The sequence below is a fragment of the Hydrogenophaga sp. IBVHS1 genome (assembly GCF_002127265.1).
GTDB lineage: Bacteria > Pseudomonadota > Gammaproteobacteria > Burkholderiales > Burkholderiaceae_C > Hydrogenophaga.
The window spans coordinates 443,582-469,529 of sequence record NZ_NFUU01000002.1 but is presented as its reverse complement, the minus strand read 5'-3'; the positions used below and the strand labels follow the sequence as shown (position 1 = coordinate 469,529).

At 66.1% G+C, this 25,948-nt stretch carries 30 protein-coding genes and 1 pseudogene; 12 read left to right on the top strand and 19 right to left on the bottom strand.

From position 1 onward, the window contains the following. The first annotated feature begins 34 nt into the window (after positions 1-34). From CAP37_RS16955 to CAP37_RS16945, 3 genes are all read left to right on the top strand, one after another. Entirely contained in the window at positions 35-772 is a 738-nt protein-coding gene (locus CAP37_RS16955; RefSeq protein WP_086125395.1) for a ComF family protein, read from the top strand. Between the two features lie 42 nt (positions 773-814). Continuing rightward, entirely contained in the window at positions 815-1,288 is a 474-nt protein-coding gene (gene trmL / locus CAP37_RS16950) for a tRNA (uridine(34)/cytosine(34)/5-carboxymethylaminomethyluridine(34)-2'-O)-methyltransferase TrmL (protein WP_086125394.1), read from the top strand. A gap of 236 nt (positions 1,289-1,524) precedes the next feature. Continuing rightward, entirely contained in the window at positions 1,525-1,761 is a 237-nt protein-coding gene (locus CAP37_RS16945) for a hypothetical protein (RefSeq protein WP_086125393.1), read from the top strand. A 28-nt stretch (positions 1,762-1,789) separates the two neighbouring features. Here the strand turns inward: CAP37_RS16945 and CAP37_RS16940 are convergent, their stop codons facing one another. The 3 genes from CAP37_RS16940 to CAP37_RS16930 form a co-directional block, all read right to left on the bottom strand. Beyond that, positions 1,790-2,245, bottom strand: a complete 456-nt coding sequence (locus CAP37_RS16940) for a MaoC family dehydratase (RefSeq protein ID WP_086125392.1) — start codon at positions 2,243-2,245, stop codon at positions 1,790-1,792. Next, positions 2,245-2,862, bottom strand: coding sequence for a ParA family protein (locus tag CAP37_RS16935; protein ID WP_086125391.1), 618 nt, complete (start codon positions 2,860-2,862; stop codon positions 2,245-2,247). Before CAP37_RS16935 ends, CAP37_RS16940 begins: the two co-directional genes overlap by 1 nt. Before the next feature lie 66 nt (positions 2,863-2,928). Then, positions 2,929-3,684 carry a sulfite exporter TauE/SafE family protein gene (locus CAP37_RS16930; RefSeq protein ID WP_086125390.1) on the bottom strand — a complete coding sequence of 252 codons (756 nt, stop codon included), beginning with the start codon at positions 3,682-3,684 and terminating at the stop codon, positions 2,929-2,931. Positions 3,685-3,704: 20 nt separating this feature from the next. Between CAP37_RS16930 and CAP37_RS16925 the strand changes: the two genes are divergently transcribed. Beyond that, on the top strand, positions 3,705-4,343 hold the full coding sequence (locus tag CAP37_RS16925; protein WP_086125389.1) for a trimeric intracellular cation channel family protein: 639 nt from the start codon (positions 3,705-3,707) through the stop codon (positions 4,341-4,343). A gap of 3 nt (positions 4,344-4,346) precedes the next feature. Here CAP37_RS16925 and pcaF read toward each other — a convergent pair whose 3' ends face one another. Continuing rightward, positions 4,347-5,552 carry a 3-oxoadipyl-CoA thiolase gene (gene pcaF, locus CAP37_RS16920; RefSeq protein ID WP_086125388.1) on the bottom strand — a complete coding sequence of 402 codons (1,206 nt, stop codon included), beginning with the start codon at positions 5,550-5,552 and terminating at the stop codon, positions 4,347-4,349. 129 nt (positions 5,553-5,681) lie between these two features. Here pcaF and CAP37_RS16915 point away from each other — a divergent pair. Next, positions 5,682-5,927: pseudogene (locus tag CAP37_RS16915) on the top strand (ORF6N domain-containing protein); the annotation flags it as partial. A 92-nt stretch (positions 5,928-6,019) separates the two neighbouring features. After that, positions 6,020-6,712, top strand: coding sequence for a TetR/AcrR family transcriptional regulator (locus tag CAP37_RS16910; RefSeq protein WP_086125386.1), 693 nt, complete (start codon positions 6,020-6,022; stop codon positions 6,710-6,712). Here CAP37_RS16910 and CAP37_RS16905 read toward each other — a convergent pair. The 14 genes from CAP37_RS16905 to CAP37_RS16840 all read right to left on the bottom strand — a co-directional run bounded on the left by CAP37_RS16905 (position 6,672) and on the right by CAP37_RS16840 (position 20,756). Next, complete coding sequence (locus CAP37_RS16905) at positions 6,672-7,484, bottom strand: SDR family NAD(P)-dependent oxidoreductase (RefSeq protein ID WP_179190265.1); 813 nt, start codon at positions 7,482-7,484, stop codon at positions 6,672-6,674. The two genes, CAP37_RS16910 and CAP37_RS16905, sit on opposite strands and share 41 nt — an antisense overlap. Next, a complete protein-coding gene (locus tag CAP37_RS16900) occupies positions 7,481-8,407 on the bottom strand; it encodes an SDR family NAD(P)-dependent oxidoreductase (protein WP_086125384.1) in 927 nt (308 codons plus the stop codon). The genes CAP37_RS16905 and CAP37_RS16900 overlap by 4 nt, the downstream gene beginning before the upstream one ends. Then, positions 8,404-10,023, bottom strand: coding sequence for a class I adenylate-forming enzyme family protein (locus CAP37_RS16895; protein ID WP_086125383.1), 1,620 nt, complete (start codon positions 10,021-10,023; stop codon positions 8,404-8,406). Before CAP37_RS16895 ends, CAP37_RS16900 begins: the two co-directional genes overlap by 4 nt. Before the next feature lie 5 nt (positions 10,024-10,028). Next, positions 10,029-10,421 carry a Zn-ribbon domain-containing OB-fold protein gene (locus tag CAP37_RS16890; RefSeq protein ID WP_086125382.1) on the bottom strand — a complete coding sequence of 131 codons (393 nt, stop codon included), beginning with the start codon at positions 10,419-10,421 and terminating at the stop codon, positions 10,029-10,031. 4 nt (positions 10,422-10,425) lie between these two features. Beyond that, positions 10,426-11,586, bottom strand: a complete 1,161-nt coding sequence (locus CAP37_RS16885; RefSeq protein WP_086125381.1) for a thiolase domain-containing protein — start codon at positions 11,584-11,586, stop codon at positions 10,426-10,428. Between the two features lie 46 nt (positions 11,587-11,632). Beyond that, entirely contained in the window at positions 11,633-12,481 is an 849-nt protein-coding gene (locus CAP37_RS16880; protein ID WP_086125380.1) for a MaoC/PaaZ C-terminal domain-containing protein, read from the bottom strand. Positions 12,482-12,490: 9 nt separating this feature from the next. Then, a complete protein-coding gene (locus CAP37_RS16875; RefSeq protein WP_086125379.1) occupies positions 12,491-14,302 on the bottom strand; it encodes an acyl-CoA dehydrogenase in 1,812 nt (603 codons plus the stop codon). Between the two features lie 3 nt (positions 14,303-14,305). Further along, positions 14,306-15,073 (bottom strand): SDR family NAD(P)-dependent oxidoreductase, encoded by a 768-nt coding sequence (locus CAP37_RS16870; RefSeq protein WP_086125378.1) that lies wholly within the window; start codon positions 15,071-15,073, stop codon positions 14,306-14,308. Between the two features lie 2 nt (positions 15,074-15,075). Further along, a complete protein-coding gene (locus CAP37_RS16865) occupies positions 15,076-15,846 on the bottom strand; it encodes an SDR family NAD(P)-dependent oxidoreductase (RefSeq protein ID WP_086125377.1) in 771 nt (256 codons plus the stop codon). 19 nt (positions 15,847-15,865) lie between these two features. Then, entirely contained in the window at positions 15,866-16,990 is a 1,125-nt protein-coding gene (locus CAP37_RS16860) for an alkene reductase (RefSeq protein ID WP_086125376.1), read from the bottom strand. Next, positions 16,987-17,514, bottom strand: a complete 528-nt coding sequence (locus CAP37_RS16855; protein WP_086125375.1) for a nuclear transport factor 2 family protein — start codon at positions 17,512-17,514, stop codon at positions 16,987-16,989. Before CAP37_RS16855 ends, CAP37_RS16860 begins: the two co-directional genes overlap by 4 nt. A gap of 4 nt (positions 17,515-17,518) precedes the next feature. Continuing rightward, positions 17,519-18,493, bottom strand: a complete 975-nt coding sequence (locus CAP37_RS16850) for a tripartite tricarboxylate transporter substrate binding protein (protein WP_086125374.1) — start codon at positions 18,491-18,493, stop codon at positions 17,519-17,521. Positions 18,494-18,609: 116 nt separating this feature from the next. Beyond that, positions 18,610-20,358: an FAD-dependent oxidoreductase gene (locus CAP37_RS16845; RefSeq protein ID WP_086125373.1), complete on the bottom strand. Its 1,749-nt coding sequence runs from the start codon at positions 20,356-20,358 to the stop codon at positions 18,610-18,612. Beyond that, positions 20,355-20,756, bottom strand: a complete 402-nt coding sequence (locus tag CAP37_RS16840) for a cupin domain-containing protein (protein WP_086125372.1) — start codon at positions 20,754-20,756, stop codon at positions 20,355-20,357. The genes CAP37_RS16845 and CAP37_RS16840 overlap by 4 nt, the downstream gene beginning before the upstream one ends. 182 nt (positions 20,757-20,938) lie before the next feature. On the opposite strand from CAP37_RS16840, the gene CAP37_RS16835 reads away from it, so the two are divergent. From CAP37_RS16835 to CAP37_RS16825, 3 genes are read left to right on the top strand one after another with little or no spacing between them, the layout of a single operon-like run. Beyond that, positions 20,939-21,244 (top strand): NIPSNAP family protein, encoded by a 306-nt coding sequence (locus CAP37_RS16835; protein ID WP_086125371.1) that lies wholly within the window; start codon positions 20,939-20,941, stop codon positions 21,242-21,244. Beyond that, positions 21,241-22,002, top strand: coding sequence for an IclR family transcriptional regulator (locus CAP37_RS16830; protein WP_086125370.1), 762 nt, complete (start codon positions 21,241-21,243; stop codon positions 22,000-22,002). Before CAP37_RS16835 ends, CAP37_RS16830 begins: the two co-directional genes overlap by 4 nt. 35 nt (positions 22,003-22,037) lie before the next feature. Next, the gene (locus CAP37_RS16825; RefSeq protein ID WP_086125578.1) at positions 22,038-22,472 is read left to right on the top strand and encodes a DUF1841 family protein; all 435 of its coding nucleotides are present in this window, start codon (positions 22,038-22,040) and stop codon (positions 22,470-22,472) included. Between the two features lie 49 nt (positions 22,473-22,521). Here the strand turns inward: CAP37_RS16825 and CAP37_RS16820 are convergent, their stop codons facing one another. Further along, positions 22,522-23,190 (bottom strand): cytochrome c, encoded by a 669-nt coding sequence (locus CAP37_RS16820; protein ID WP_086125369.1) that lies wholly within the window; start codon positions 23,188-23,190, stop codon positions 22,522-22,524. A 103-nt stretch (positions 23,191-23,293) separates the two neighbouring features. Here CAP37_RS16820 and CAP37_RS16815 point away from each other — a divergent pair, with 103 nt between their 5' ends. Genes CAP37_RS16815 through CAP37_RS16805 form a run of 3 tightly spaced genes read left to right on the top strand, consistent with a single transcriptional unit; the run spans position 23,294 to position 25,948 of the window. Next, entirely contained in the window at positions 23,294-24,136 is an 843-nt protein-coding gene (locus CAP37_RS16815; protein ID WP_086125368.1) for a MoxR family ATPase, read from the top strand. Continuing rightward, a complete protein-coding gene (locus CAP37_RS16810; RefSeq protein ID WP_086125367.1) occupies positions 24,133-24,735 on the top strand; it encodes a GNAT family N-acetyltransferase in 603 nt (200 codons plus the stop codon). Before CAP37_RS16815 ends, CAP37_RS16810 begins: the two co-directional genes overlap by 4 nt. Before the next feature lie 25 nt (positions 24,736-24,760). Further along, positions 24,761-25,948 carry a VWA domain-containing protein gene (locus CAP37_RS16805; RefSeq protein ID WP_086125366.1) on the top strand — a complete coding sequence of 396 codons (1,188 nt, stop codon included), beginning with the start codon at positions 24,761-24,763 and terminating at the stop codon, positions 25,946-25,948.

The window sequence follows — 25,948 nt, the reverse complement described above, 5'->3', positions numbered from 1 at the left end:
TACTGGGAAAAGCGGCCCAGTATATTGGCGCCCCATGCTCTCCACCTGGCGCACCCTGCTGCAACCTCTCCCGGGCATTTGCCAGGTGTGCGGCGGGTGGCCCACACGCCCGGTGTGCGAAAACTGCGCCCGGCGCTTTGCCGGGCCAGCAGCGCGATGCAGGGGCTGCGCTGCACCGGTGCCCGAAGGCCTCTCCCGCTGCGGCGCCTGCCTGACGCGCATCGAACCGCAGCCGCTGCAGGCCTGCGCCGCCGCGGTGGACTACACCTATCCCTGGGACCGCCTGATCGCGCGCTTCAAGTTTCGCGGCGAACCGGGCTGGGCCACCCCCTTCGCACAACGAATGCTGCAGTCGGCGCACGCGCGCGACCTGCTGACGCAGTGCGGGCTGGTGGTGCCGGTGCCGCTCACGTCCACCCGGCTGGCCGAACGCGGCTACAACCAGGCCTGGGAGCTGGTGAAGGCTGTGCAACAGCAGGCCCGGTTGCAAGGCATGGCCCTGCCCGCCCTGGCCAGCCCGGACGCGCTGGTGCGGTTGGTCGAAGCGCCGGACCAGCACAGCCTCTCGCGCGAACAGCGCCTGCAGAACCTGCGCGGGGTGTTCGCCGCGCACCCCGATCGCGTGGCTCACATTCGCGCTGCCCACGTGCTGCTGGTGGACGACGTGACCACCACCGGTGCCACGCTGCACGCCGGCGCGCAGGCGCTGCTGCAGGCCGGTGCGGCACGGGTGAGCGCCCTGGTGTTCGCAAGAACGCCGCCGCCCGACTGACCCGCCCGAGGTACAGTCGCTGCCCACACCACCGTCCGTGCCATGTTCCACATCGTCCTCGTTGAACCCGAGATTCCGCCCAACACCGGCAATGTGATTCGCCTCAGTGCGAACACCGGCTGCACCTTGCATCTGATCGAGCCGCTGGGTTTTTCGATGGACGACCGACACATGCGCCGCGCCGGACTGGACTACCACGAGTACGCCGATGTGCGCCGCCACGCCGACTGGGCGACCTTCCTGAAGGCCGAGTCGCCCGATCCGCAGCGCCTGTTCGCCTTCACCACGCGCGGCAGCCACAGCATGTTCGACAACGCCTTCGCCGCGGGCGACTGGCTGGTGTTCGGCTCCGAAACCCGTGGCCTGCCCGAAGCCCTGCGCGAAACGTTTCCCGCCCCGCAGCGGCTTCGCCTGCCCATGGTGGAAGGCCAGCGCAGCCTCAACCTGTCGAATGCCGTGGCGGTCACGGTGTACGAGGCCTGGCGCCAGATTCAATTTTCCCGACCGGTTCCGTGATGCAGGTCACGCGGGTGCGGGGGAGCCTGCTTCACAACGCCCGCGAAACGCGCAACATCGCGCCTGCAGCCTGTTACAGGCCATGCCGATCATCCAATGGCATCGCCCGACCAGCTAACCGCCAACCTGCGGGCTGCACGGAGACCACATTGATTACTTCTCTTGCCCGGATCTTCGGGGTGAACTCGGCGCCGCATCAGCGCTCAACCCGGTCGGCCAGTCTGAAAGACCTGGCCATGATCCGCAATCAGTTGATGCGCAGCATCGCGGACTGCACGGCCCAGGCCGCACAACGCCTGCGCACCAAGATCGATCAGGCCCGGACCGCGCAGGAACTCTGGATGCTGCGCAACGACGCCTTCCAGATCATTTCCCAGCAGCACAACCAGTCCATTGCCGCCGAGCGCATCAATGCGCTGATCCAGAGTTTCGATGGCTGGCTCGAGCCCAAGCAGCTGGTTCGCATCAAGTAGAGAAACCCCCCCGCCGCTGCGTCCCTCTTCAGGGATACAGACGCGCGATGGATTCGGCCACGCAGGCCGGTTTGTCGCCTCCCTCACGCTCCACCACCACGGCCCAGGTGATCTGCAAGCCGTCGCGTTCTATCGGTTCGGCCGCCTGAAGCGTCAACCGAGCTCGCAGCCGGCTGCCCACGGGCACGGGAGAGGGAAAACGCACGCGGTTCAGGCCGTAGTTCACGCCCATGCGGGCACCCTTGATATCCAGCGCGGCGTCGAAAAACGCGGGCAGCAGCGACAGCGTCAGGAACCCGTGCGCGATCGGCGCGCCAAACGGCCCGGCCTTCGCGCGTTCCACGTCCACATGGATCCACTGGTGATCGCCGGTGGCTTCGGCGAAGCGATTCACCTGTTCCTGTGTCACCACGGTCCAGTCGCTCACCGCGACCTCTTGCCCGACGCAGGCGGCCAGCTCGGCCAGGGTCTCGAAGGTGCGCATCACCGGTCAAGCCACTGGCAGATGCCTTCCCACTGCGCCAGGTCTTTTTGCAGGCGACCCGGCGTCACGTCGAACAGCGTGAGGCCGCGCGCGGCCAGGTGCACATAGTTCTGCGTATCGCGCAATGCCCCGAGCACCGGCAGGCCGAGCGACACCACGAACTCGCGCAGCTTGTCGGCGGAGATGGTGCGCATGTCAACGCGCATGCCCACCAGGCCGACCTGCACCTTGCTGGCGCGACTGGACTGCGCCAGTTCATCAAGGAAACTGCGTGTGGCGTACATGTCGAAGATGCTGGGCTGCAAGGGCACGAGCACCTTGTCGGCCACCTTCAGCACTTCTTTGAGGCGCGCGCCCTGCAGCCCGGCGGGTGTGTCCAGCACCACATGGGTCACATCCTTCGGAGGCCGCCCGACCAGCTCTTCGGAGATGTCCCAGGTCTGGATGGGGCGCGCGGTGGGCGGGCGCAAACTGAGCCACAAGGCCGATGACTGCTGCCGATCGGCATCCCCCAGCATGACCGCATGACCCTGGCGGGCGAAGTAGCCGGCGACATTGGTCGACAGCGTGGACTTGCCCACGCCTCCTTTGGGATTGGCAACCACCACGATGGGCATGTGAAGCTCCTTTGTGCGTGTAGACACCCCGGCCGCATGGCGCGGTGGGGAAGGCGGAATGGAGCCCTATGGTATCGCCACGGCGTCCCACACCAGTTTGCAGCCGGTGAGGAACATGCCGGTATAGACCAGCCGATAGAACACCACGGGCTTGATGCGATGCGCCACGCGCACGCCCACCCACACGCCGATGGGTGCGAACGGCAGCAGTGCCAGCGAGGTGGTCATGTTGCGCAGATCGAGCAGGCCCAGCCAGGCGTAGGGAATCCATTTCGAGAGGTTGACGAAGAAAAAGAAGAACGCCATGGTGCCCGTGAACAGCACCGGCGAGAGTCGCATGGGGATCACGTAGGCGTTGATGGGCGGGCCGCCCGCATGCGCAATGAAGCTGGTGAAACCCGAAGCGACGGTGAGGAGCGCGCCCACCCATTTCGGTGGAGGAGCGCTGTCTGCGCGCGGCGGAAACAGCAGCCGTTGCGCCAGGAACAGCAAGGTGAACACACCCACGATGCCGGCCACCAGGCGGGCGTCCAGCACCTTGAAGAGCAGTGCGCCGATCACGATGCCCGCCAGACCCCAGGGAATCAGGAACATCAGGAGGCGACGGTCCACGTCTTTGCGAAAGGCCGCCATGCCCAGCAGGTCCATGAGCAGCAGCACCGGCATGAGGATGGCCGCGGCCTGCGGCACGGTGACCGCGAGCGCCATCATGGGCACCGCCAGCGAGCCGAAGCCGGCACCAAAGCCACTCTTGCTCAGGCCCAGCAACAGCACCGCAGGAATGGCGACGAGATAAAAATACGGGTCAGTGATGAGGGGCATGGAAGAGGACAATCCGGACGATGCACAACGTTCAATTCTGGGGCGAAACACTGCGCCTGCTGGTCGAGCTCGCCGCCACCGCCGCCTTTGCGCTCTCGGGCATCCTCATGGGCGCTCGCATGCGGCTCGATGCCGTGGGCGTGGCGGTGGTGGGGTTTCTGGCGGCGTTCGGCGGCGGCACGCTGCGCGATCTGCTGCTGGACCAGCGCCCCTTTTTCTGGGTACGCCATGTGGAAATGCTGTGGGGCGTGCTCGCGCTGTGTGCACTTGCCATGCTTTTCCTGCGCGGGCGGCATGTGAAGCTGACCGAGCGCGCCATCCAGTGGCCCGACGCGCTGGGCCTGGGCCTGTTCACCGCCACGGGCGTGCACCAGGCGCTGCTGCTGGATATGCCGGCGCTGGTGGCGGTGCTCATGGGTTTGATCACGGGTGTGTTTGGCGGCGTGCTGCGCGACGTGGTGTGCAACGAGATTCCCACCGCGTTCAAAGACCACCGGCCTTACGCGCTGTGCGCGTTTGCCGGTGGCTGGCTCTATGTGGGACTGTGGCAGATCGAGGCGCCAGGATGGCTTTCACTGGTCGCCTGCGTGGTGTTCACGGCCGGATTGCGCGGCCTCGCGCTGTGGCGCAACTGGCAGCTACCGGCCTGGCGGCTGTAGCGTTCAAACGCGCTCGAGGATGAGCGCAATGCCCTGCCCTACCCCGATGCACATCGTGCAAAGCGCATAGCGACCGCCCGTGTGGTGCAGCCGGTTGATCGCCGTGGTGGCCAGGCGCGCACCGCTCGCACCCAGCGGATGGCCCAGCGCAATGGCGCCGCCCCAGGCGTTCACGCGCTCGTCGTCGTCCTTCAGGCCCAGCATGCGCAGCACCGCAATGCCCTGCGCGGCAAACGCCTCGTTGAGCTCGATCACGTCCATCTGCTCCAACTTCAAGCCCGTGAGCGCCAGCACCTTCTGCGTGGCCGGCGCGGGACCGATGCCCATGACGCGCGGCGCCACGCCGGCCGTGGCCATGCCCACCACGCGCACTTTGGGCGTGAGACCGTTTTTCGCAGCCGAGGCTTCATCGGCCAGCAGCAACGCACACGCGCCGTCGTTCACGCCACTCGCGTTGCCGGCGGTCACGGTGCCGTCAGGCCGCACCACACCTTTCAGTTTCGCCAAAGATTCCAGGCTGGTCGCGCGTGGGTGCTCATCCTGATCCACGACGACGGCATCGCCCTTCTTCTGCGGAATCGTCACGCCCACGATCTCGCGCGCGAGGTGACCTGCCTGTTGGGCGGCCACGGCCTTCAACTGGCTGGACAGCGCCATGCGGTCCTGCGCCTCGCGCTCGATCTTGTGGTCGGTGGCCACGTTCTCGGCCGTCTCGGGCATCGAATCGACGCCGTACTGCGCCTTCATCAGCCTGTTCACAAAGCGCCAGCCGATGGTGGTGTCGTACACCGCGTTGTTGCGGCTGAAGGCCGACTCGGCTTTGGGCATCACGAAGGGCGCGCGGCTCATGCTCTCCACACCGCCCGCAATCATCAACCCGGCCTCCCCGGCCTTGATGGCGCGCGCTGCGGTGCCCACGGCATCCAGCCCCGAGCCACAGAGGCGGTTGATGGTGGCGCCCGGCACCTCGACCGGCAGACCCGCCAGCAGGCTGGCCATGTGCGCCACATTGCGGTTGTCCTCGCCGGCCTGGTTGGCGCAGCCGTAAATCACATCGACCACGGTCGCCCAGTCCACACCAGGATTGCGGTCCATGAGGGCTTTGAGTGGAATGGCACCGAGGTCGTCGGTGCGCACACTGGACAGGGCGCCGCCGTAGCGGCCGATGGGGGTGCGGATGGCATCGCAGATGAAAGCTTGTCGGTTCATGTCGGTTTTCCTCGGGTCGGTCCATGACTGTAACCAAGCGGGACTGTAGAAAAAAGCACTCACTACAATCCAGCGCCAACGGGATTCAACACAGGAAGAGCATGAGAGAAATATTGCTTCCGCGCGCCCACGAAGGCACTCAACCAAGCCGTAAAAAGAAACGCAGCGCGCTTTCCAACGGATTTCTTGTTTCGCCTGGATGTCGCCGAAAAAGCCGAGGTGGTCACAAACTGTGACCACCTATCCAATCTCAAATTTTCGCGGGCGCTTCCATTTGCGTTTACCGAGTTTGGTGCAATCGCGTTGGCCAACGTGCTCGCCTCCAGTCAAGCCGTCGAGAACGCCAGGGCCACGAGCAACAAGCAGCCTTCTTGAGTGGGCGCGCTTGGTATAAACAAGCGCTTTGCGCCCCGTGCGATTTCATTCAGCCGGGGAGCCCTTCGATAGTCAGCAAGGGAACCGACACCATGGCCAAAGGACGCGTCAGCGGCGAGATCACGCAGAAGGCCATTCGCGAGGCGTCCATCCGCCTGATCGCGCGGCACGGCTACCACGGCGTGAGCCTGCGCACGCTGGCCGACGAGATCGGGATTCAGGCGGCATCGCTCTACAACCACATCGAGAACAAGCAGGACCTGCTTTTCGTGCTGCTGCGCGGGATCATGGAAGACCTGGTGGCCGAGGTGGCGCAGAAGGTGGCGCAGGAACAGGGCACGCTCTCCAAGCTCTGCACCTTCGTGGCGGCGCATGTGGAGTTCCACGCGCGTCGCCAGCCCGAGGTGTTCATCGGCACCATGGAGCTGCGCAGCCTGCTGCCTGAAAATCGCCTCGTGCTCGTGGCGCTGCGCGACCGGCACGAGGAATTGCTGCAGAGCCTGGTGGATGCGGGCATTCGGGAACGCGCCTTTTCCGTGCCGAGCGCTCGGGTGGCCACTTTCGCGATCCTCGCCTTGCTCAACGGCGTGGCCAACTGGTACCGCAAGAACGGGCGCCATTCCATTCCCGATCTGCAACGCATGTATGTGGAGCTCACGCTCAACCTGCTGGGTACCTCGCCGGCCGTTCAGGAGCTGCTGCGCAGTCGGGATTTCACCCAGCCGCCACCGGCTGCTACGGGCGTCAAAGGTAGCCGCCGTTCACCCCCAGCACCTGCCCCGTGATGAACGCAGCGCCCGGGCCGCAAAGGTAGAGCACGGCATCGGCAATTTCAGGTGCAGTCCCGAGGCGGCCCATGGGCGTGGCGCGCACATGGCCGGCCGCGATGGCAGGCGGCAACTGCGAGCGCATGGCCGTGTCGATGAAGCCCGGCGCAACCGCGTTGACGCGGATGCCGAACGGCGCCACTTCCTGCGCCACGGCGCGGGTGAAAGCGATGATGCCGGCCTTGGCCGCCGCGTAATGCGGCACGCCGTTGCCACCCGAAAGCCCCATGATGGAACTCATGTTGACGATCGCGCCCGAGCGGCGCGACTGCATGCCCGAGAGCACGGCGCGCGTGCAGTAGAAAGTGCCGTCGAGGTGGGTGGAGAGCATGGCGCGCCATTGCGCGTCGGTCATGCTGGCGGTGGCGTTGGTGGGCGTGCTGATGGTGCGGCCCTGCTGCAGCTCCTCGAGCTGGGCCGTGCGGCTGGCCAGGTTGCGCGCGTATTCGGCGCCGCCGATGATGCCGGCGTTGTTCACCAGCACGTCGATGGGGCCGAGGTCGCTGGCCACCGCCTCCATGGCGCGTTGCACCGCGCCCGAGTCTGCCACGTCGCAGGCATAGGCCCGTGCGTCCGGCAGGGTCTGCGCCACGGCGCTCGCGCGCGCCAGGTCCACATCGAGCAGGGCCACGCGCGCGCCTTGCACGACGAACGCGCGGCTCACCGCTTCACCAATGCCACCCCCGGCGCCAGTCACGACGCAACAGCGCCCGGCGAAAGCAGCGCTCACGGCGTCACGCCCGAGCGCAGCGCCTGGATGGCCTCCAGAATAGCGGTGGTCTCGGCCCCGGCGTTCGGAAACACCCGCATCGCGCGGTCGTCGGCGATTTCTTCCCAGCGCTCCACCAGCGTCTCAGGCTCTGGCGCGGCAGAAGGATCGAGTTGCAGGCCCATCGTGCTGCACACCTGCACCAGCGCGTAGTGCCCCGCAGCGGCCGAGCAGATCACGCCCGCCTGCTTGAACTGCTCGCTGCACAGCACCGCCACGGCCGCCGACACGTGGGCCGGGTTGAAGTGGGGAACGATGTCGGCCGGCAGGACGCCTTCGGTCATGTTGGTGGCCGCCACCGGTGCGATGGTGTTGACCAGAATGCCGTACTTGCCGCCCTCCTGCTTCAGGGTGTTCATGAGGCCGATCATGCCCATCTTGCCCGCCGCGTAGTTGGACTGGCCGAACGAACCGTACAGGCCCGAGTTGGACGTGGTGAACACCACGCGACCATACCCATTCTTCTGCATCACCGGCCAGGCGGCGCGGGTGCAGTAGGCGGTGCCGGAGAGATGCACCTTGAGCACGAAGTCCCAATCGGCCATGTCCATCTTGCCGAAGGTCTTGTCGCGCAGGGAGCCGGCGTTGTTAATCAGGATGTCGAGCCGGCCGAACTCGCTCACCGCCTGATCGACGAGGCGCTGGGCGCCCCCGAACTCGGCGATGGAATCGAAGTTGGCCACGGCCTGCCCGCCGGCGGCGCGGATCTCGGCCACCACCTGGTCGGCCACTCGCTCGTTTTCGCGGCCGGGTTCGCGTGAGCGGCCCATGTCGTTCACCACCACCTTGGCGCCACGCTCGGCCAGCAGCAGCGCGTGGCTGCGACCCAGGCCGGCGCCCGCGCCCGTCACGATGGCCACTCGGTTGTCGAATCGGATTGTCATTTGGGTTTCACTCCTGTTTGAATTTCTGCCGCGCGTTCGCGCAGCGTTTTCTTGTCCAGCTTGCCGGTCGGGTTGCGCGGCAAGGGCTCGGTGCCAAGCGTCCAGCTTTCGGGCACCTTGTAGTCGCCGAGCTGCGCAGCGCAGAACTCCGCCAGGGACGCGAGCGCGGTGCCTTCGGTCACGCACACGAAGGCATGCACGCGTTCACCCAGCACAGCGTCTGCGCGCGCGACGATGGCGGACTCGATCACACCCGGGCAGCGCGCCAGCACGGCCTCGACCTCGGCGCTGTAGATCTTGTAGCCACCGCGGTTGATGAGATCTTTCAGGCGGTCGTGCACGAACACGTTGCCTTCTGCATCCACGCTGCCAATGTCGCCCGAACGCCACCAGCCTGCGACCACGCCCTTGGTCGTGGCATCGGGGTCGTTCCAGTAACGCGCAATCACCATCGGGCCACGCAACCAGATCTCGCCCGATTCGCCGGTCGGCATTTCCACGCCCGTCTCCGGGTCGGCAATGAGGATCTCCACGCAGGCCAGCGGCCGACCCACCGAAGCCAGGTTCGACGGCCCGGCGCCGACCGGCAGCATGATGGCGGGGGAGCAGGTTTCCGTGGCGCCGTAGCCGTTGACCAGCGTGAGCCCGGGCAGCTTCGCCGCCAGCGCCTCAATGGTCGCGCCCGGCATGGGCGCGCCGCCGAAGTGGCCCAGGCGCCAGGCCGAAAGCGTGGACCAGTCGAAGCCCTCAACGCGCAGGCACAGGTTGTACATGGCCGGCACCATGATGGTGTAGGTCATGCGCGCGGCGGCGGCCACTGGCAGGAATTCTTTGGCCTTGAAGTACGGCAGCAGCGTGAGCGTGCCGCCGGTCCACAGCGGTGCGATCACCCCGCACAGCAGGCCGGTCACGTGGCTGATCGGCACCGCAACGACCGACTGGTCGTCTGGCCCGAGGCCAAGATTGCCCGCGTGGTGGATCACCGAATGCGCGACGTTGAGGTGCGCGATGGCGGCGCCTTTGGGCTTGCCGGTGGTGCCCGAGGTGTAGAGGATCATGGCCACGTCGTCTTCGGCCATGCCTTCGTGCGGCGGCGGCGCGAGCGCACCGTCGGCGCTGGCGAACAGACGGCCTTGCCCCGGCTCGGGCAGGGGCACCACGGCGAGCGCTGGGACTTGCTCAAGCGCGGTCCGCGCGCGATCGGCCAGCTCGGCGTCGTGCAGCAGCAGCCGCGCACCGGCGTCGGCCACCACGTGGGCCACTTCGGCCCCCTGCAGGCGAACGTCCATCGGCACGGCCACCGCGCCCAGGCGCTGGATCGCATAGAACAGCGCCACGAACTCGGCGCGGTTGCGCACCTGCAGGGCCACGCGGTCACCCGGTGCAATACCCAGCCCGTGCAGGCCGGCGGCCATGCGCGCGATCTCGCCATCGAGTTCGCGGTAGGTCCAGCGGTGCTCGCCGAACACCAGGGCCGTGCGGTCGCCGTGGGCGCGCACCGCCGCCGAGAAACCAGCGAACACGTTGCGCGCACGGTCCTGGAAACACCAGACGACGCGGTCGCCAAAGTGGCGCTCACGGCGCCGGGGCAAGGCGTTGAGGGCAGCGGTGGACATGGGCCTCAGGCGGGCACGAACACCGGCACCGTCACGTCGCCATCGGTCTTGCGAAACGCCACCTTCACCCGCTGGCCGATAGCGAGCGCATCCAGGTCTGCGTCCACCACATTGCTCATCAGCGTCAGGCCTTCGTCCAGCGTCACGTACGCGAGCGCATAGGGTTGCGGCACGCGCCGCATCACGCTGAAAGAATAAATCGTGCCGTTGCCGGCGCTGTCCTTCCAGCTCGTTTTGTCGCTGAAACAGTGCGGGCAGATGGCGCGCGGGTAGTGGTGGAATTGGCCGCAGCCCTCGCAGTGCTTGAGCACGAATCGGCCGTCGGCCGCCGCGTCGAAGAATGGCTGGTTCTCGATGTTGGTACCGGGACACGCCGGCGTGCGCTGTTCTGTGGTCATGATGTCAAACCCCTTCCATGATGAGGACGCCGGCGCCATGGCGGCTGCCCATCCAGCCGCCCATGCCGCTGGCCAACGCCAGCTGGCAGTTCTTCACCTGCACCGCCGGGTGCGCTTCGCCGCGCAATTGCCGCACGGCCTCGATCACCTTGGTGATACCACCGCGGTTGGCCGGGTGGTTGTTGCACAACCCACCTCCATCGGTGTTGAAAGGCAGCTTGCCCACACCAGAGATCAGCCCGCCATCGGCCACGAACTTGCCGCCCTCGCCCTTCTTGCAGAAACCCAGGTCCTCGATCTGCATCAGCGCGGTGATGGTGAAGCTGTCGTAGATGGAGGCGTACTGAATGTCGGCCGCTGTGACGCCCGCCTGCTCGAACGCCTGCCGACCCGCCCACGCGGCAGCAGAGTAGCTGAGGTCGATCTGACCGCCACTCGGGTGCTTGGCCGCTTCGCCGGTGCCGATCACGCGCACGCTCTTGCGCTTGAGCGTCTTCGCGATCTCGGCGCTGGTCACGATCAGCGCACCGCCACCATCGCTCACCACACAGCAATCGAGCCGGTGCAGCGGGTCGGAGATCATGGGCGAGTTCACCACCTCTTCCACCGTGACCACTTTCTTCAGCATGGCGTTGGGGTTGTGCTGTGCGTGGTGCGAAGCGGCCACCTTGATCCAGGCGAGCTGTTCGCTGGTGGTGCCGTACTCGTGCATGTGCCGCATGGCGCACAGGCCATACGTGTTCACCACCGTGGGGCCATAGGGTTGCTCGAACGGCATGTCGGGAATGTTCCAGTCCACCACCGGCTCGGCGTTCAGCCCAGCGGCGCGCGGCCGGCCAGCCAGCGTGATCAGGGCCACGCTGCACTTGCCCTGCGCAATGGCATTCGCCGCATGCGCCACGTGCAGCAGGTAGGCCGAGCCACCGGTGTCGGTGTTGTCCATGTAGCGCACCTTCAGGCCGAGGTAGTCGACCATGGACAGTGCGCCCAGGCCCGGCGCTTCGGTGTCGCAGAAGTAGCCGTCGATGTCGTCCTTGGTGAGGCCCGCGTCTTCCAGCGCGCCTTTGGCCACGTCGGCGTGCAGTTGCGCGAGCGACTTGTCGTCGGCCTTGCGGGTGGGGTGCTCGTAGGCACCCACGATGTAGGCATTGGCCTGGCTTGCCATGGGAGTTACCTGCTTTCTCTTGTGTAGATGGGTTGGCAAAAATGGGTCAATGGCGCAGCAGCGCCTGGCCGTGGTCGAGCACGGTCACACCGCGCTGCGGCACCCGGCCGCGCAGCGACACCGCGTCGCCGTCGAACCAGAGGTCAAAGGCCAGCGCCTCACCCGGGTACACCGGTGCGGTGAAGCGCGCCTCGAAATGCGCCAGGCGCGAGGCATCGCGGTTGCAAGCTTCGCGCACCACGGCGGCTGCGGCCATGCCCCAGCTGCACAGGCCGTGCAGGATGGGCCGGTCAAAACCGGCGGCTGTGGCAAACGCGGGGTCCACATGCAGCGGGTTGCGGTCGCCGGTGAGCCGGTAGAACATGGCTTGCTCGGGGCGAACGTCGATGTGCACCGTGCGATCGGGCGCGCGCTCGGGCACCGGGTGCGGGTCGGGTCCGCGTCCGGCGGGGCCGCCGAAGCCACCATCACCGCGCGCAAACACGGTGGAGAGCAGCGTGGCCAAAGGGGCATCGATGCCCGGCTCGCGCAACACGGTTTCGGCCAGCAGCACGGCGCCGCGCCCGGGGCCTTTGTCGTAACAGGCGGCGATGCGGAACGCCGAGCGCACCCGGCCCTGACTCGGCAAAGGCCGGTGCAGCGTGACGCGCTGTTCGCCGTGCACGATCTTCGTGATGTCCACACCCGCGCTTTCCTGCCAGGTGTCTTCCCAGGCCACCACCGCCGCCTGAGTGGGAACGCTCTGAAGGCCGCGCTCGAACACGAACCCCAGGTCGGCCGGCATGTCGCGGCCCATGCCCACGCTCAGGTTGTAAAGCAGGGTGTCGCGCTCGGTCCAGTGGAACTCGCGCTCGGGAAAGGTGAGCCGCATCAGGGCGGCGTGGTCGATGGCCATGCCGTTTCCTCAGAGCGTGGCCACGTCGAGTTCGACGAACAGCGGATCGGCACTGCCGAGGATCGGCAGCCAGTGCGCCAGGCGCGTCAGCTCGAAGCGGTAGAAGTAGTTCGCCGCCGCCAGCTTGCCCTGGTAGAAGGCGCGCTGATCGCCGGATGCGCCGGCGGCCAGGCCGCGCGATGCCGCCCCCGCCTGGCGCAGCCACATCCAGGCCACCGCCACATGGCCCAGCATGTCGAGGTACATGGTGGCGTTGGCGGTGTAGCGGCGCTCATCGGCGGCGTGAGCCTGCATGGCACGCGTGGCCGCTTCCACCTGGTCCAGGGCGTCGTCGAGCTGGCTCGCAAAGCCGCCCGCCTGCTCGTCGCCGCGCCATGCATCGATGTCCTCGCGCATGGCGCGAAGGAGCAGCTGGAAAGCGGCGCCGTCGGCCATGCGGATCTTGCGACCCACCAGGTCCATCGCCTGGATGCCGTGCGTGCCTTCATGAATCAGGTTCAGGCGGTTGTCTCGGTAGAACTGCTCCACCGGGTAATCGCGCGTGTAGCCGTAGCCGCCCAGCACCTGCATGGCCAGTTTGTTGGCCTCCAGGCAGAACTCGCTCGGCCAGCTCTTCACCAGCGGCGTGAGGATCTCAAGCAGCAGGTTGGCGCGATCCTTTGCAGCACGCGTTTCGCCACTGCGCACGTCGTCCACCAACCTTGCGGCGTACAGGCACAGCGCCAGCCCGCCTTCCGCGTACGCCTTCTGCGTGAGCAGCATGCGGCGCACGTCGGCATGTTCGATGATGGGCACCGGCGGCGTGCTCGGGTCTTTGGAGCCGGGCAACCGGCCTTGCGGCCGGCCGCGCGCGTAGTCGAGGCTGTAGAGGTAGCCGGCCACGCCCAGCATGGCCGCCCCAGCGCCCACCGAGATGCGCGCCTCGTTCATCATGTGGAACATGCAGCGCAGACCCTGGTGAGGCTCGCCCACCAGCTCGCCCACGCAGGCTTCGTTCTCGCCAAAGTTCAGCAAGGTGTTGACCGTGCCCCGGTAGCCCATCTTGTGGTTCAAGCCCACCAGCGTGACGCCGTTGGACTCGGCCGGCTGGCCCTGTTCATCGAGGCGCTTGCGCGGCACGATGAACAGCGAGATGCCGCGCGTACCGGCGGGCGCGCCGTCGATGCGTGCGAGCACCAGGTGCACGATGTTTTCCGACAGCTCGTGCTCGCCGGCCGAGATCCACATCTTCGTGCCCTTGAGGTGGTAGGTGCCGTCGGGCTGCAGCGTGGCGCGCGTGCGGATGTCGGCCAGCCCCGAGCCGGCGTGCGGCTCGCTCAGGCACATGGTGCCGAGGAAGCGCGCGTCCAGCATCGGCTGCACGTACTTCGCGCGCTGAGCCTTGGTGCCGAACTCGCGGATGACTGCCGCACCGGAGATGGTGAGGAAGTTGTAGCTGGAGGTACCGATGTTGGCGGCCTGGAAGCACGCGAGACAAGCCAGCAGCAGGGTGTAGGGCAGTTGCTGGCCGCCTTCGTCGAACGGGCGGTCGGCGGCCATGAAGCCGGCTTCGGCAAAGGCGCGCAAGGCCTCGCGCACCTGCGGCACCACGCGAACCTTGCCGTTCTCCAGGCGCGGCTCATCCAGGTCGGATTCGCGGTAATGCGTCTGGAACTTGTCGGCCGCCAGCGTCTGCGCCACGTCGAGCACGGCGGCAAAGCTGGTGGCGTCGTGGTCGGCGTGTTCGGGGCGCTGCGTGAGGTCGAGCGCCTGAAGCACCTCGAACAACTGGAAGTCGAGGTCGCGCCGGTCGACGGTGGGCAGGGTGCTGGAAAGGCTCATGGGTCAGTTGGTCAGGTAACCGCCGTCGGCGCGCAGCGTGGCGCCGGTCACGTAGGCGGCCAGGGGCGAGGCGAGGAACACCACCGGGCCCACCAGGTCTTCTGGCTGGCCGATGCGGCCCAGCGGCACGCGGCGCATCAGGTTGGCCATGCGGGTCTCGTCTCCGGCCGATGGCGACATGGGCGTAGCGATGGCGCCGGGCGCAACCGTGTTCACCCGCACGCCGTCCTTGCCGAGCTCGCGCGCCAGGGCCACCGTGAGCATGTGCACGCCGCCCTTGGACGCCGAGTAGCCCACCGTGTTGCCGGTGTAGACCGTGGCCGCGATGGAGCCAATGTTGATGATGGCACCGCGCGTGGCCTTGAGCGGCGCGAGGAATGCCTTCGCCGTGTTGAAAGGACCGTTGAGGTTGGTCTCGATGGTGTGTTTCCACGCATCGCCCACGGCGTCGTCCTCCATCGGCACGTATTCGATGACGCCCGCGTTGTTGACGAGGATGGACACCTCGCCGATCTCGGCGGCGATGCGCGCGGCCGCCGCCGCACAGGAAGCGGCGTCGGTCACGTCCATGGCCACCGCGTGGGCGCGGCCACCGGCGGCGCGCACCGCAGCCACGGTGTGATCGAGCGAACTTTCGGTGCGCCCGGTCACCACCACGGTGGCGCCATGCGCGGCCAGCCCGAGCGCCAGGCCGGCCCCAATGCCGCCGCCACCACCGGTGATCACGGCGATGCGGTCCCTGAGCAGATCCTGAACGGTGACGGTGGTCATGCTCAGTCCCTCTTCTGGATGTTCATCAGCGGCGTGGCCATGAAGCCGCCATCGACGGTGATTTCCTGGCCATTCACGTAGGCCGAGGCGTCGGAGGCCAGGAAGCCCACCACCGAGGCGATGTCTTCAGGAACGCCGATGCGCCGCGACGCCACCACCGCCTCGCGCGCCGCGAGGTTGGCTGGCTGAGCGTAGAACGGTTCGGACATGGGCGTGCGCACCAGGCCGGGGCTCACCGCGTTGGCGCGCAGCCCCAGCGGGCCCCACTCCACCGCCATCTGCCGCGTGAGCGCGAGCACCGCGGCCTTGCTGGGGCCGTAGGCGCCGATCGCGTTGGGCACGCTGGCGGCAATGGACGCGAGGTTGACGATGCTGCCGCGCCCGGCGCGCCGCATGGCCGCACCGAAGTGCTTGGCGCAGAAGTAGGCGCCCTTCAGGTTCACGGCAAACACGCGGTCCCAATCGGCGTCGACCATGTCGGCCAGCGGCATGGGGGGCGGCATCACGGCCGCGTTGTTGACCAGAATGTCGCAGCGACCGGCGAGCGCGTCCCACTGGTGCGCTGCCTCGGCCACATCGTCTTCGCGGCCGATGTCGCAGGCCAGAGCGTGATGGCCCGCGGCCGTGTCGGCAACGGGAGCGCGCAGATCGAGCGACAGCACGCGCGCACCCATGGCGGCGAGCTGCGCCACGATGGCGCCACCCAGGCCGCCACCGGCACCGGTGACCACAGCGGTGCGGCCCGCCAGCGCGTTGGAAGAAAAACTTGTCATTGAAAAGTGTCCGTCGTGTTCAGGCGGTGGGTTGCTGCCAGCGGGGGTAATCGGTGTAGCCCTGCGCGGACGGCCCGTACCAGTCGGCTGGCAGGCGCTCCACCAGCGGGTGGCCATCGCGCAGGCGCTCCACCAGGTCCGGGTTGCCAATGAAGTCGCGGCCGAAGGCGATCAGGTCGGCGCGGCCCTCACCAATGTCGCGCTGCGCGCGCGCCAGGTCGTAGTTGCCCGCCGCCACCAGGGTGCCGGGCCAGCGCGGCCGCACAAAACCCAGCACGTCGGGTGCGCGCTCGCCCTCGCCACGCTGCACCGTCTGGTTGCCTGATACTTCGGCGCCCACCACGTGCAGGGCACCCAGCGAGAGCTTCGCCAGTTCGGCGATGAGGTGGTCGTACACCGGCGCGTCGTCGGGGCTTTTCGCGCCATTGAATTCCGAGAACGGCGTGAGCCGAACGATCACCCGTTCCGCGCCGATGGCGGCGGCGCATGCCCGCGCCACCTCCACCAGAAATCGCGCTCGCGCCGGGATGCTGCCGCCCCACGCGTCGGTGCGCTGGTTCGAGCTTTCATGCAGAAACTGGCTCGGCAGGTAGCCGTTGGCAGCGTGGATTTCCACGCCGTCGCAACCCGCCTCCAGCGCGCGGCGCGCGGCCTGCGCGTAGTCGGCAATCACCTGCTCGATCTCTGCGCTGTTCAATTCGCGCGGCACCACCGAAGGCTGCAGCCCGCTGGGCGTAACGAGGGTGCGCTCGTGCTTGAGCGCGCTCGGCCCCACCGGGTGCAGGCCAGGCTGCATGTTGTCGGGGTGGCCGATGCGGCCGGTGTGCCAGAGCTGCATGAAGAAGGTGCTGCCCTCGGCATGCACGCGGCGCGTGATCTCGCGCCAGCCCGCCACATGGGCGTCGGTCCAGATGCCCGGCACGTTCAGGAAACCCTGTGCACCCGGGGAAATGTTCACGCCCTCGGACACGATGACACCCGCGCCGGCGCGCTGGCCGTAGTACTCGGCCATGAGCGGCGTGGGTGTGCCGTCGTCGGTGGCGCGCGAGCGCGTCATGGGTGCCATGGCCACGCGGTTCTTCACCACGAGCGTGCCGAGCCGGCCTGGCTCGAACAGGGCATTCTGCGAAACGGGGGAGGTCATGGATGCTTCTGGTGACTGGCCGTGCTGGCCAGGGGTCGTTCGTAAGAGGGATCGCTGCGGTCCCAGCTGCCTTGTGCATAGCCTTCGGGCATGTGCGCCTTGAGTTCGCCTCGCCACTCGATCAGTGTGCGACGGTGCGCGATGCGCCATTCACCACCGCGGCGTTCCAGCCGGTCGATGTAGCGCGCCGCACCCAGTGCCACGGTCTCGCCGTCCTTGCGTCGCAGGCCGTAGAGGCAGTGGCTCTGGGCATGCGCCGTGTCGCCATCGATCTCGCAGCCATGCGTGGTGATGTGGTGCGTGTGGGCCAGGAACCGCGCCGCATGGAAGGTATTGGCCCAGTCAGCCAGCGCGCCGGGTCCGCCGGTAAACGGGCCGTGCTCGTCGATCGCGTCCGGGTGGAACGCGCTCGCGATCATGGCCGCGTCGTGCCGGTCGACTCCCAGGCAGTACCGGTGGATGCAGTCCAGGATGGCCTGACGATCCAGCAGGTACTGCAGCGACTGTTCACTGGTGGGCGCCACGGGTTCAGTCGAGCGACAGGTTGAGCTGCTTGATGAGCTTGCCGTACTTGTCCGAATCGCTCTTGACCAGCGCGCCGAATTCTTCGGGCGTGGAGGTCACAGCTTCCAGCGTCTGGGCCTTGATCCAGGTCTGCATCTGCGGCGTGGCGATGGTCTCGCGCAGCGCCGCATTCAGGCGGGCCACCACGGGTGCGGGGGTGCCAGCGGGCACGAAGGCACCGAACCAGCTGCTGGCCTCGAAGCCGGGGTAGCCAGACTCCGCGATGGTGGGCACATCGGGCAGCAGATCGGAGCGCTGTGCGCTGGTGAGGGCAATCACCCGCACCTTGCCGGCCTTGATGTGCTGGATGGCACTGGGCACGTCCATCATGAGGATCGGAATCTGTCCACCCAGCAGATCGGCCAGCGCCGGTGCGCCGCCGCGGTAGGGCACGTGCTGGAGGTCCAGCCCGGCTGCCGCCTTGAACGACTCCATGGCCAGGTGCACCGGGTTGCCCGCGCCCGAATGGCCGAAGCTCTGTCCGGGCTTGGCCTTCACCTGTGCCACGAATTCCTTGAGGTTGTTGGCGGGGTGATCGGCGCGCACCATGATGGCGAACGGAATGCGCGTGAGCACGGTCACCGGCTGGAACGACTTGATGGGGTCGTACGGCGGCTTCTTGAACAGGAACTGGTTCATGGCCACGGTGGACGGATCGAAGATGGCCATGGTGTAGCCATCAGGCGGCGCGGCAATCAGCGTCTGCGCGCCAATCACGGTGCTGCCACCCGGCTTGTTGTCGACCACGATGGGCTGGCCGAGCTTTTCAGAAAGCACCTGGCCGGTCTGGCGCGTGAGGTTGTCGGTGGCGCCGCCCGCGGCGTACGACACGATCACGCGGATCGGCTTGTTGGGAAAGGGCTGCGCGGCAGCGCCAAAGGCGGTGGCCAGCGCGGCAACGGCCACGAACGCCTTCGCGATCTTGATGGTCTTGAACATGGTTCTTGTCTCCTGAAGTCCCGCAAGGGACGGTTTCCGATTGATGAACAAACAAACAAACAAACAAAACTGACTGACTGACGAAAAAACTGACTCAGCGCGCGCGACCCGATTGCTCAGGCCACCACCGCATCTCCCTCTCTCTGAACCGCACGCAGTGGCGCGGCGCTGTCTTGCGTTGAAACCTCGGCCAGGTGGCGCCCGGCGATCCAGCCGAAGGCCAGCGCCGGCCCGAGCGTGATGCCACCACCGGGATAGTTGCCACCCATCACGCTCAGCGCGTCGTTGCCCACGGCGTACAGGCCGGGAACCGGCTTGCCGTCGGCGGCCAGGGCGCGCGCGAATTCGTCGGTGCGAATGCCGGCAAAGGTGCCCAGGTCGCCGGGCAGCAGCTTGATGGCGTACCACGGCCCCTGGTCCAGCGGTGCCACGCAATGGCTGATGGGGTGCTTCGCATCACCCAGGTACCGGTTGTAGGCCGTGGTGCCTTTGCCGAAGGCAGGGTCCAGTCCGCGTGCGGCGGGGCCGTTGAATTCAGCGATGGTCTGCTCCAGCCCGGCAGCGTCGAGCCCGGCCTTGCGGGCCAGCTCGGCCGGTGTGCTGCCGCGCAGCAGGTAACCATTGCGCAGGTGCGGCCACAGGGGCAGCGGGAAGGGTTTCACAAAGCCCAGGCCGTAGCGGCGCAAGGCCCGGTGGTCTGCCACCAGCCACGCGGCTGTTTCGCCTTGCTCCCGGCCGATGCGCTGCATGGCCTGGCCGAAGTCGTGGTACGAGTTCGCCTCGTTCACGAAGCGCCGGCCATTGCGGCCCACCGCGATCACACCTGGCTTGTAGCGATCGATCAGGTGCGGAAACACACCGAAGCTGCCATCCGAGCGGGGCACGCGCGACACCGGAATCCACGCCGCGTTGTTGGGCAGGTTGCCTTGCGTGGCCGCACCAGCGGCCTCGGCCATGCGCCAGCCATCGCCGGTGTTGCCGGGGGGCGCGGGCGACCAGTGCTCGGCACCCGTGGGCGCATGCGGAAAGAGTTGCTTGCGCAGCGCCGGGTCTTGCGGAAAGCCGCCAGTGCCCAGCACCACGCCCCGGCTCGCGCGCACCGTGCGGCGCTGGCCGTCTACCTCCACCACCACCCCGCGCACGGCACCCGATTCGATCACCAGCTCGCATACTGGCGCACTCGTCACAACCTCCACACCCGCATCTCTGGCGCTGCGGAACAAACGGGCCGCGAGCGCGTTGCCGTTGGTGAGGCGCTGGGCACGGCCATGCACCAGCATTTCCTTCGCATGCGTCAACAGGCGGCGTGCGACGTATTTCGCTGAAGTCAAGGACCGCGTCACGTTGAAGAAGTGCTGCACCTCCTGGCTGGCGTTGAACATCATGCCGACGAAGGTGATTTCCTTCAGCGGCGGGCGCAGCCGTTTCGCGTCGGCCCCCAGTTCACCGGCATCGTACGGCGCGGCCAGAATGGCCCGGCCCCCCGGTCGGCCGCCCGGGGCATCGGGGTGGTAATCGGAGAACTCGGGCACCGCGACGAACTGCAGCGCGGTCTCGCGCTCGAAGAATTCCACCGCTTTCGGACCCGCATCCAGAAAGGCTTCGATGCGCTTCTCGTCGTAGTGGGCGCCCGTTTCGTGCCGCAGGTAAGTGCGCACGGCATCGGGCGAATCCTCAATGCCCAACGCCTTCGACTTCGGGTTGCGGGGAATCCACAGCACGCCGCCCGAACGCGCGGTGGTGCCACCAAACAGCGGCTCCTTCTCCACCACGAGCACGGAGAGGCCCGCCTTGGCGGCCGTCACGGCGGTGGCCAGGGCACCCGCGCCCGAGCCGGCCACGATCACGTCATAGCGGTCCTTCATTTCAGTTCCTTGCCGGCGAACTCGCCTTCCAGAAACTTGTTGGGCTTGAGGAAAAAAGAAATCACCAGCGCGCCGTTGGGCGAACGCGCCAGATGCCGGTTGCCCTTGGGGCGCCACACGTAGTCGCCTTCGCGCACTTCACCTTCGTCGTCCACGATGCTGCCCGAGAGCACATAGGTCTGCTCGATCTCCACGTGCTCGTGCAGTGGCAGCTGCGTGCCCGGCTGCCAGCGAAACAGCGCCGTCAGCAAGCCACTGCTCTCGTCCTGCATCAACACCTTCATGTCGATGCCGGGCGTGGGCGTGGGCTTCCAGGGAATGCTCTGCACATCCACATAGCGCGACTCGTCATCGCCGAGCTGGTCGTGCTGCGGGTGGAAGGGCGTGGTGGCGTTCATGGCTTGTTGTCTCCTGGGGTCTGCGTCAGGGGCACATTTTTAACTTACGTTTGTTAGTTTAACAAGCACATTCCGACTTACGGTCTCTTATTACGAGATTTTTGTGCGAATTTTGCTGGTAGATTCTTTGCACCGGTTATCACTCTTAAGATACGAACCCAACCAAACAGAAGAGAAAAGACATGCTGATCGAAGAACGCTGTTATGTGCTTCACGCCACTTCGTCTCCCGCCGATTTCATGGCGGCCTACCGCCGCAGCGGCGGCATGGAACTGCAGACACGAATCCTCGGCGGGCTGGTGGGCTACTACGCCACGGAAGTCGGTGAGCTCAACGCCATCGTCAGCATCTGGCGCTACGAGTCGTTCGAGGAGCGGATGAAGCGTCGCGCGGAACTCGCCGCCGAGACAGGCTGGCAGAGCTACCTGGCCGAGGTGCGCCCGATGATCAAGTCCATGAGCAACCGGCTCATGAACCAGCTGCTTTGAGCGCTGCGCCGCCCAGCAGCCTGGATCGGCTGCTCCGCGTCATTGACCTGTTCACGCCCGAGCAGCCGCAGTGGACGGCAGACCGCATCGGCGAGGTCATGGGCGTCTCGCGCGCGACGCAGTACCGCTACATCAAGGCGTTGATGAACGCGGGTCTGCTGGCCCCCGCCGGCGAGAGCCGCTACCGGCTGGGCCCACGCTTCGTGGTGCTGGACCGGCAGATCCGCCTGTCAGACCCGTTGTCTCACCACGGCCCACCGGTAATGCAGCGGGCCTGCGCGGAGCTGGGCAGCGCGCAACTGCTGTGCACCTACTTTGCCTCAGAGGTGCTGTGCATCCACCAGGAGCGCGTCGATCCGCGCATCCGCTCCAGCATGGAACGCGGCCGGCCTTTTCCGCTGTTCCGTGGCTCGCCCTCACGCGCCATCCTGGCCTGGCTGCCCGAAAGCCGGCTGCGCAACCTGATGCTGCTGCACGCGCACGAGATCCGCGAAGCCGGCCTGGGCGACAACTGGATCGACTTTCGCCAGAAGCTCAAGGCCATCCGCAGCCAGGGCCACTACATGGGGCTCGGCGAGATCGATCCCGAGTTGATGGGCATCGGCGTGCCCATCCTGCGCCCGGGAGGCGAAGTGGAAGGCAGCCTAACCACGATCATGCCGCTGCGCCGGGTGAGCGATGCCGAGCTGGCGCGCGTGATCCGCGTGACCCGCGCCGCTGCGGCTGAAATCAGCGAGCTGGTCGTCAGCGGGGAATGACGATCGGCTCGCTGGTGCGTGCTACGCTAAAAACCATGTTCAATCCCTCACAAGCCGACGTCAGGCGCTTCTATTGCGCGGTCTACGACAAATCCCGCAGCAATGAGCCGATGGAAGCCATCGAGACCCTGGCGGCGCAGTGGATCGCGGAGCATCCCGAGCACCACGCCGAACTGTCCGATGTGGATGCCGCGCTCGCACGGCTGGGTGAGGCCGACCCGGCGCGCGACAACCCCTTCCTGCACCTGTCGATGCACCTGTCGATCAGCGAGCAGTGCAGCATTGACCAGCCACCCGGCATCCGGCAGGCGGTGGAGCTGCTGGCGGCGCGGCGCGGCGACCTGCATGCGGCGCACCACGAGGTGATGGAGTGCCTGGGCACCATGCTGTGGGAGAGCCAGCGCGCCGGGCGGCCGCCCGATGGGCAGGCCTACATCGAGGCGGTGCGGCAGCGAGCAACCCGCGACTGAAACAAAAAAAGCCGCTCACAGAGCGGCTTTTGATCGGGTGGAGCCCGGCTTACTTGAAGCGCGGCTGCGGAACGACTTTGAGTTCGCCTTCGACCGAGGCCATGTACTTGGCGATTTCGCGCATCTCGGCGGGCGTGTACTGCTTGGCGATGCCGGCCATGATGCCGTTGGAGCGGCCGATCACGTTGTTGCCTTCAACTGTGTAGGCCTTGAGTGCGAAGAACAGATAGTCGGCGTGCTGGCCACCGATCTTGGGGTAGCTGGGGTCGATGGGCTTGCTGAAGTTGGCGCCGTGGCACGAAGCGCAAGCGCCCTTGGCCACCAGCGCCGCTGCGGTCGTGCTGGCCGTCTTCGGCGTTTCAGGCGCGGTCTTGTCGGCATGCGACGCGTAGAAGGCGGCCAGGTCGGCCATGTCCTGCTCGCTCAGCGAGGCGGCAATGCCGCGCATGGTGGGGTGCTTGCGATCGCCCTTCTTGTAGGCGTTCAGCGCGGAGAAAATGTACACGCCCGACTGGCCAGAAATCTTGGGCACCTTGTGGATTTCGGGGAAGCTGTTCTGGTAGCCCTGGATGCCATGGCAGCCGATGCACATTTCGGCCTTTTTCTGGCCGGCCTGCACATCGCCCGTTGCGCCCTGGGCCTGGGCGGAGATGGCCACCACGGAAAACGTCGCAGCGGCGACAAGGTTACGGGCGATCGTGGACAACGTTTGGATCATTTTGCAAGCACAATGAAAGGGACGGCTGATGAAAAATCAACCGCTGATTATATAGACTGGTCGAACGCCACCCTACCCCCCAACCCTTGCACGAAGCGCTTCCATGAAATTCAAAGGCTCCGAGAACTACGTCGCCACCCAGGACCTGATGCTGGCGGTGAACGCCGCCATCACCCTGCAGCGCCCGCTGCTCGTCAAGGGTGAGCCGGGCACGGGCAAGACCATGCTGGCGGAAGAAGTGGCGCAGGCGCTGAAGTTGCCTTTGCTGCAGTGGCACATCAAGAGCACCACCAAGGCGCAGCAAGGCCTGTACGAATACGACGCCGTCAGCCGCCTGCGCGATTCGCAGCTGGGCGACGAGCGCGTGAAAGACATTCACAACTACATCGTCAAGGGCGTGCTCTGGCAAGCCTTCACGGCCGATGAGCCGGTCGCCCTGCTGATCGACGAGATCGACAAGGCAGACATCGAATTCCCGAACGACCTGCTGCGCGAGCTCGACCGCATGGAGTTCTACTGCTACGAAACGCACGAGTTGATCCGTGCGAAGCACCGCCCGCTGGTGTTCATCACCTCCAACAACGAAAAGGAGCTGCCGGACGCTTTCCTGCGCCGCTGCTTCTTCCACTACATCAAGTTCCCCGATGCCGAGACCATGCAGCGCATCGTGGACGTGCACTTCCCCAACTTGAAGAAGGAACTGCTGGCTGCGGCCATGAAAACCTTCTACGACGTGCGCAACCTGCCCGGCCTCAAAAAGAAGCCCAGCACCTCGGAGTTGCTGGACTGGCTCAAGCTGCTGATGGCTGAAGACATTCCGCTGGAAGCCCTGCAGAGCGCCGACAGCAAGGTCAGCGTGCCGCCGCTGGTGGGCGCGCTGCTCAAGAATGAGCAGGACACCACGCTGTTCGAGAAGCTGGTGTTCATGAACCAGAGAAACCGATGAGTCGTTTCATCGAACCCGTCACCCTGACCGGGCGCAACTGGGTGGTGCTCGAGCCCATGGAGCGCCGCCATGCTGACGAGTTGCTGGACGCGGCGAAAGATGGCGAGCTCTGGAACCTCTGGTACACCGGCGTGGCCACGCCCGACGCCGTGATGGGCTACATGGACGCGGCCATGCGCATGCGCGACGAACTGGGCGCCATGCCCTTCGTGGTGCGCCGCAAGGCGGATGGAAAGATGGTCGGGTCCACGCGCTACTTCAATGTGGACGCGAAGAATCGCCGCCTGGAGATCGGCCACACCTGGTACAGCCGCAGCGTTCAGCGCACCGGCCTGAACACCGAAGCCAAGCTGATTTTGCTCAAGCACGCGTTCGAAAAACTGGACTGCGTGGCTGTTGAGTTCCGCACGCACTGGTTCAATTTCGACAGCCGTGAAGCCATTGCCCGCCTGGGCGCCAAGCAGGACGGCGTGCTGCGCAACCACCAGATCAGCCCCAACGGCACGCTGCGCGACACGGTGGTGTTCAGCATCATCGCCAGCGAGTGGCCCACGGTGAAAGCCCACCTGCGCTGGCAACTCAACAAGCCCCGGGCTTGATCAACTGCCTCAAGGAGATCGCACCATGCTGATCGACTTCTTCTACACCCTGCGCTCGGCCAAGTTGCCGGTTTCGGTCAAGGAATACCTGATGCTGCTGGAAGCGCTGCAGGCCGACGTGGTGGGGCCGCGCAACCCCGAGGCCTGCTCCATGGATGACTTCTACTTCCTGGCGCGCACCGCGCTGGTGAAGGACGAAAAAAACTACGACAAGTTCGATCGCGCCTTCGCTGCTTACTTCAAGGGCGTGGAGATGATCGCGGACTTCACCAAGCCCATTCCCGCCGACTGGCTGCGCCAGGAGATGGAGCGCATCCTTTCGGAAGAGCAGAAAGCCAATGCGCCCAAGATGGACTGGGACGAGCTCATGGAGACGCTGAAGAAGCGCCTGGAGGAGCAGAAGGAGCGCCACGAGGGCGGCAGCAAGTGGATCGGCACCGGCGGCACGTCGCCATTCGGCAACAGCGGGCAAAACCCGCAAGGTGTGCGCATCGGCGGCAAAGGCGGCAACAAGAGTGGCGTGAAGGTGTGGGAGCAGCGCGCCTACCGCGACTACGACGACACGCAGGAACTCGGCACGCGCAACATCAAGGTGGCATTGCGCCGGCTGCGGAAGTTCGCGCGCGAGGGCAACGACTTCGAGCTCGACCTGCCCGACACCATCCGCGCCACCGCCGCCAACGCCGGTTACCTGGACATCAAGATGATCCCGGAGCGGCACAACAACGTGAAGGTGCTGCTGCTGATGGACGTGGGCGGCACGATGGACGAGCACATTCAGCGCGTGGAGGAGCTGTTTTCGGCGGTCAAGAGCGAGTTCAAGCACCTGGAGTTCTATTACTTCCACAACTGCGTTTACGACTTCATGTGGAAGAACAACCGCCGCCGCTACGCGGAAAAGTTTCCCACGCTGGACATCATCCGCAAGTACAACAAGGACTACAAACTGATCTTCGTTGGCGATGCGACGATGAGTCCTTACGAAATATTGCAACCTGGTGGCAGCGTGGAATACAACAACGAGGAAGCTGGCGCCGAGTGGCTGCAGCGCCTCACGCACGCTTTTCCCAAGTTCGCCTGGATCAATCCGGAACCTCAGGGCGTGTGGCAGTATCGACAGAGCATCAGCGTGATCCAGCAACTCATGAGCCAGCGCATGTACCCGCTGACCTTGAAGGGGCTGGAGGACACGATGCGTTTGCTCTCGAAATAA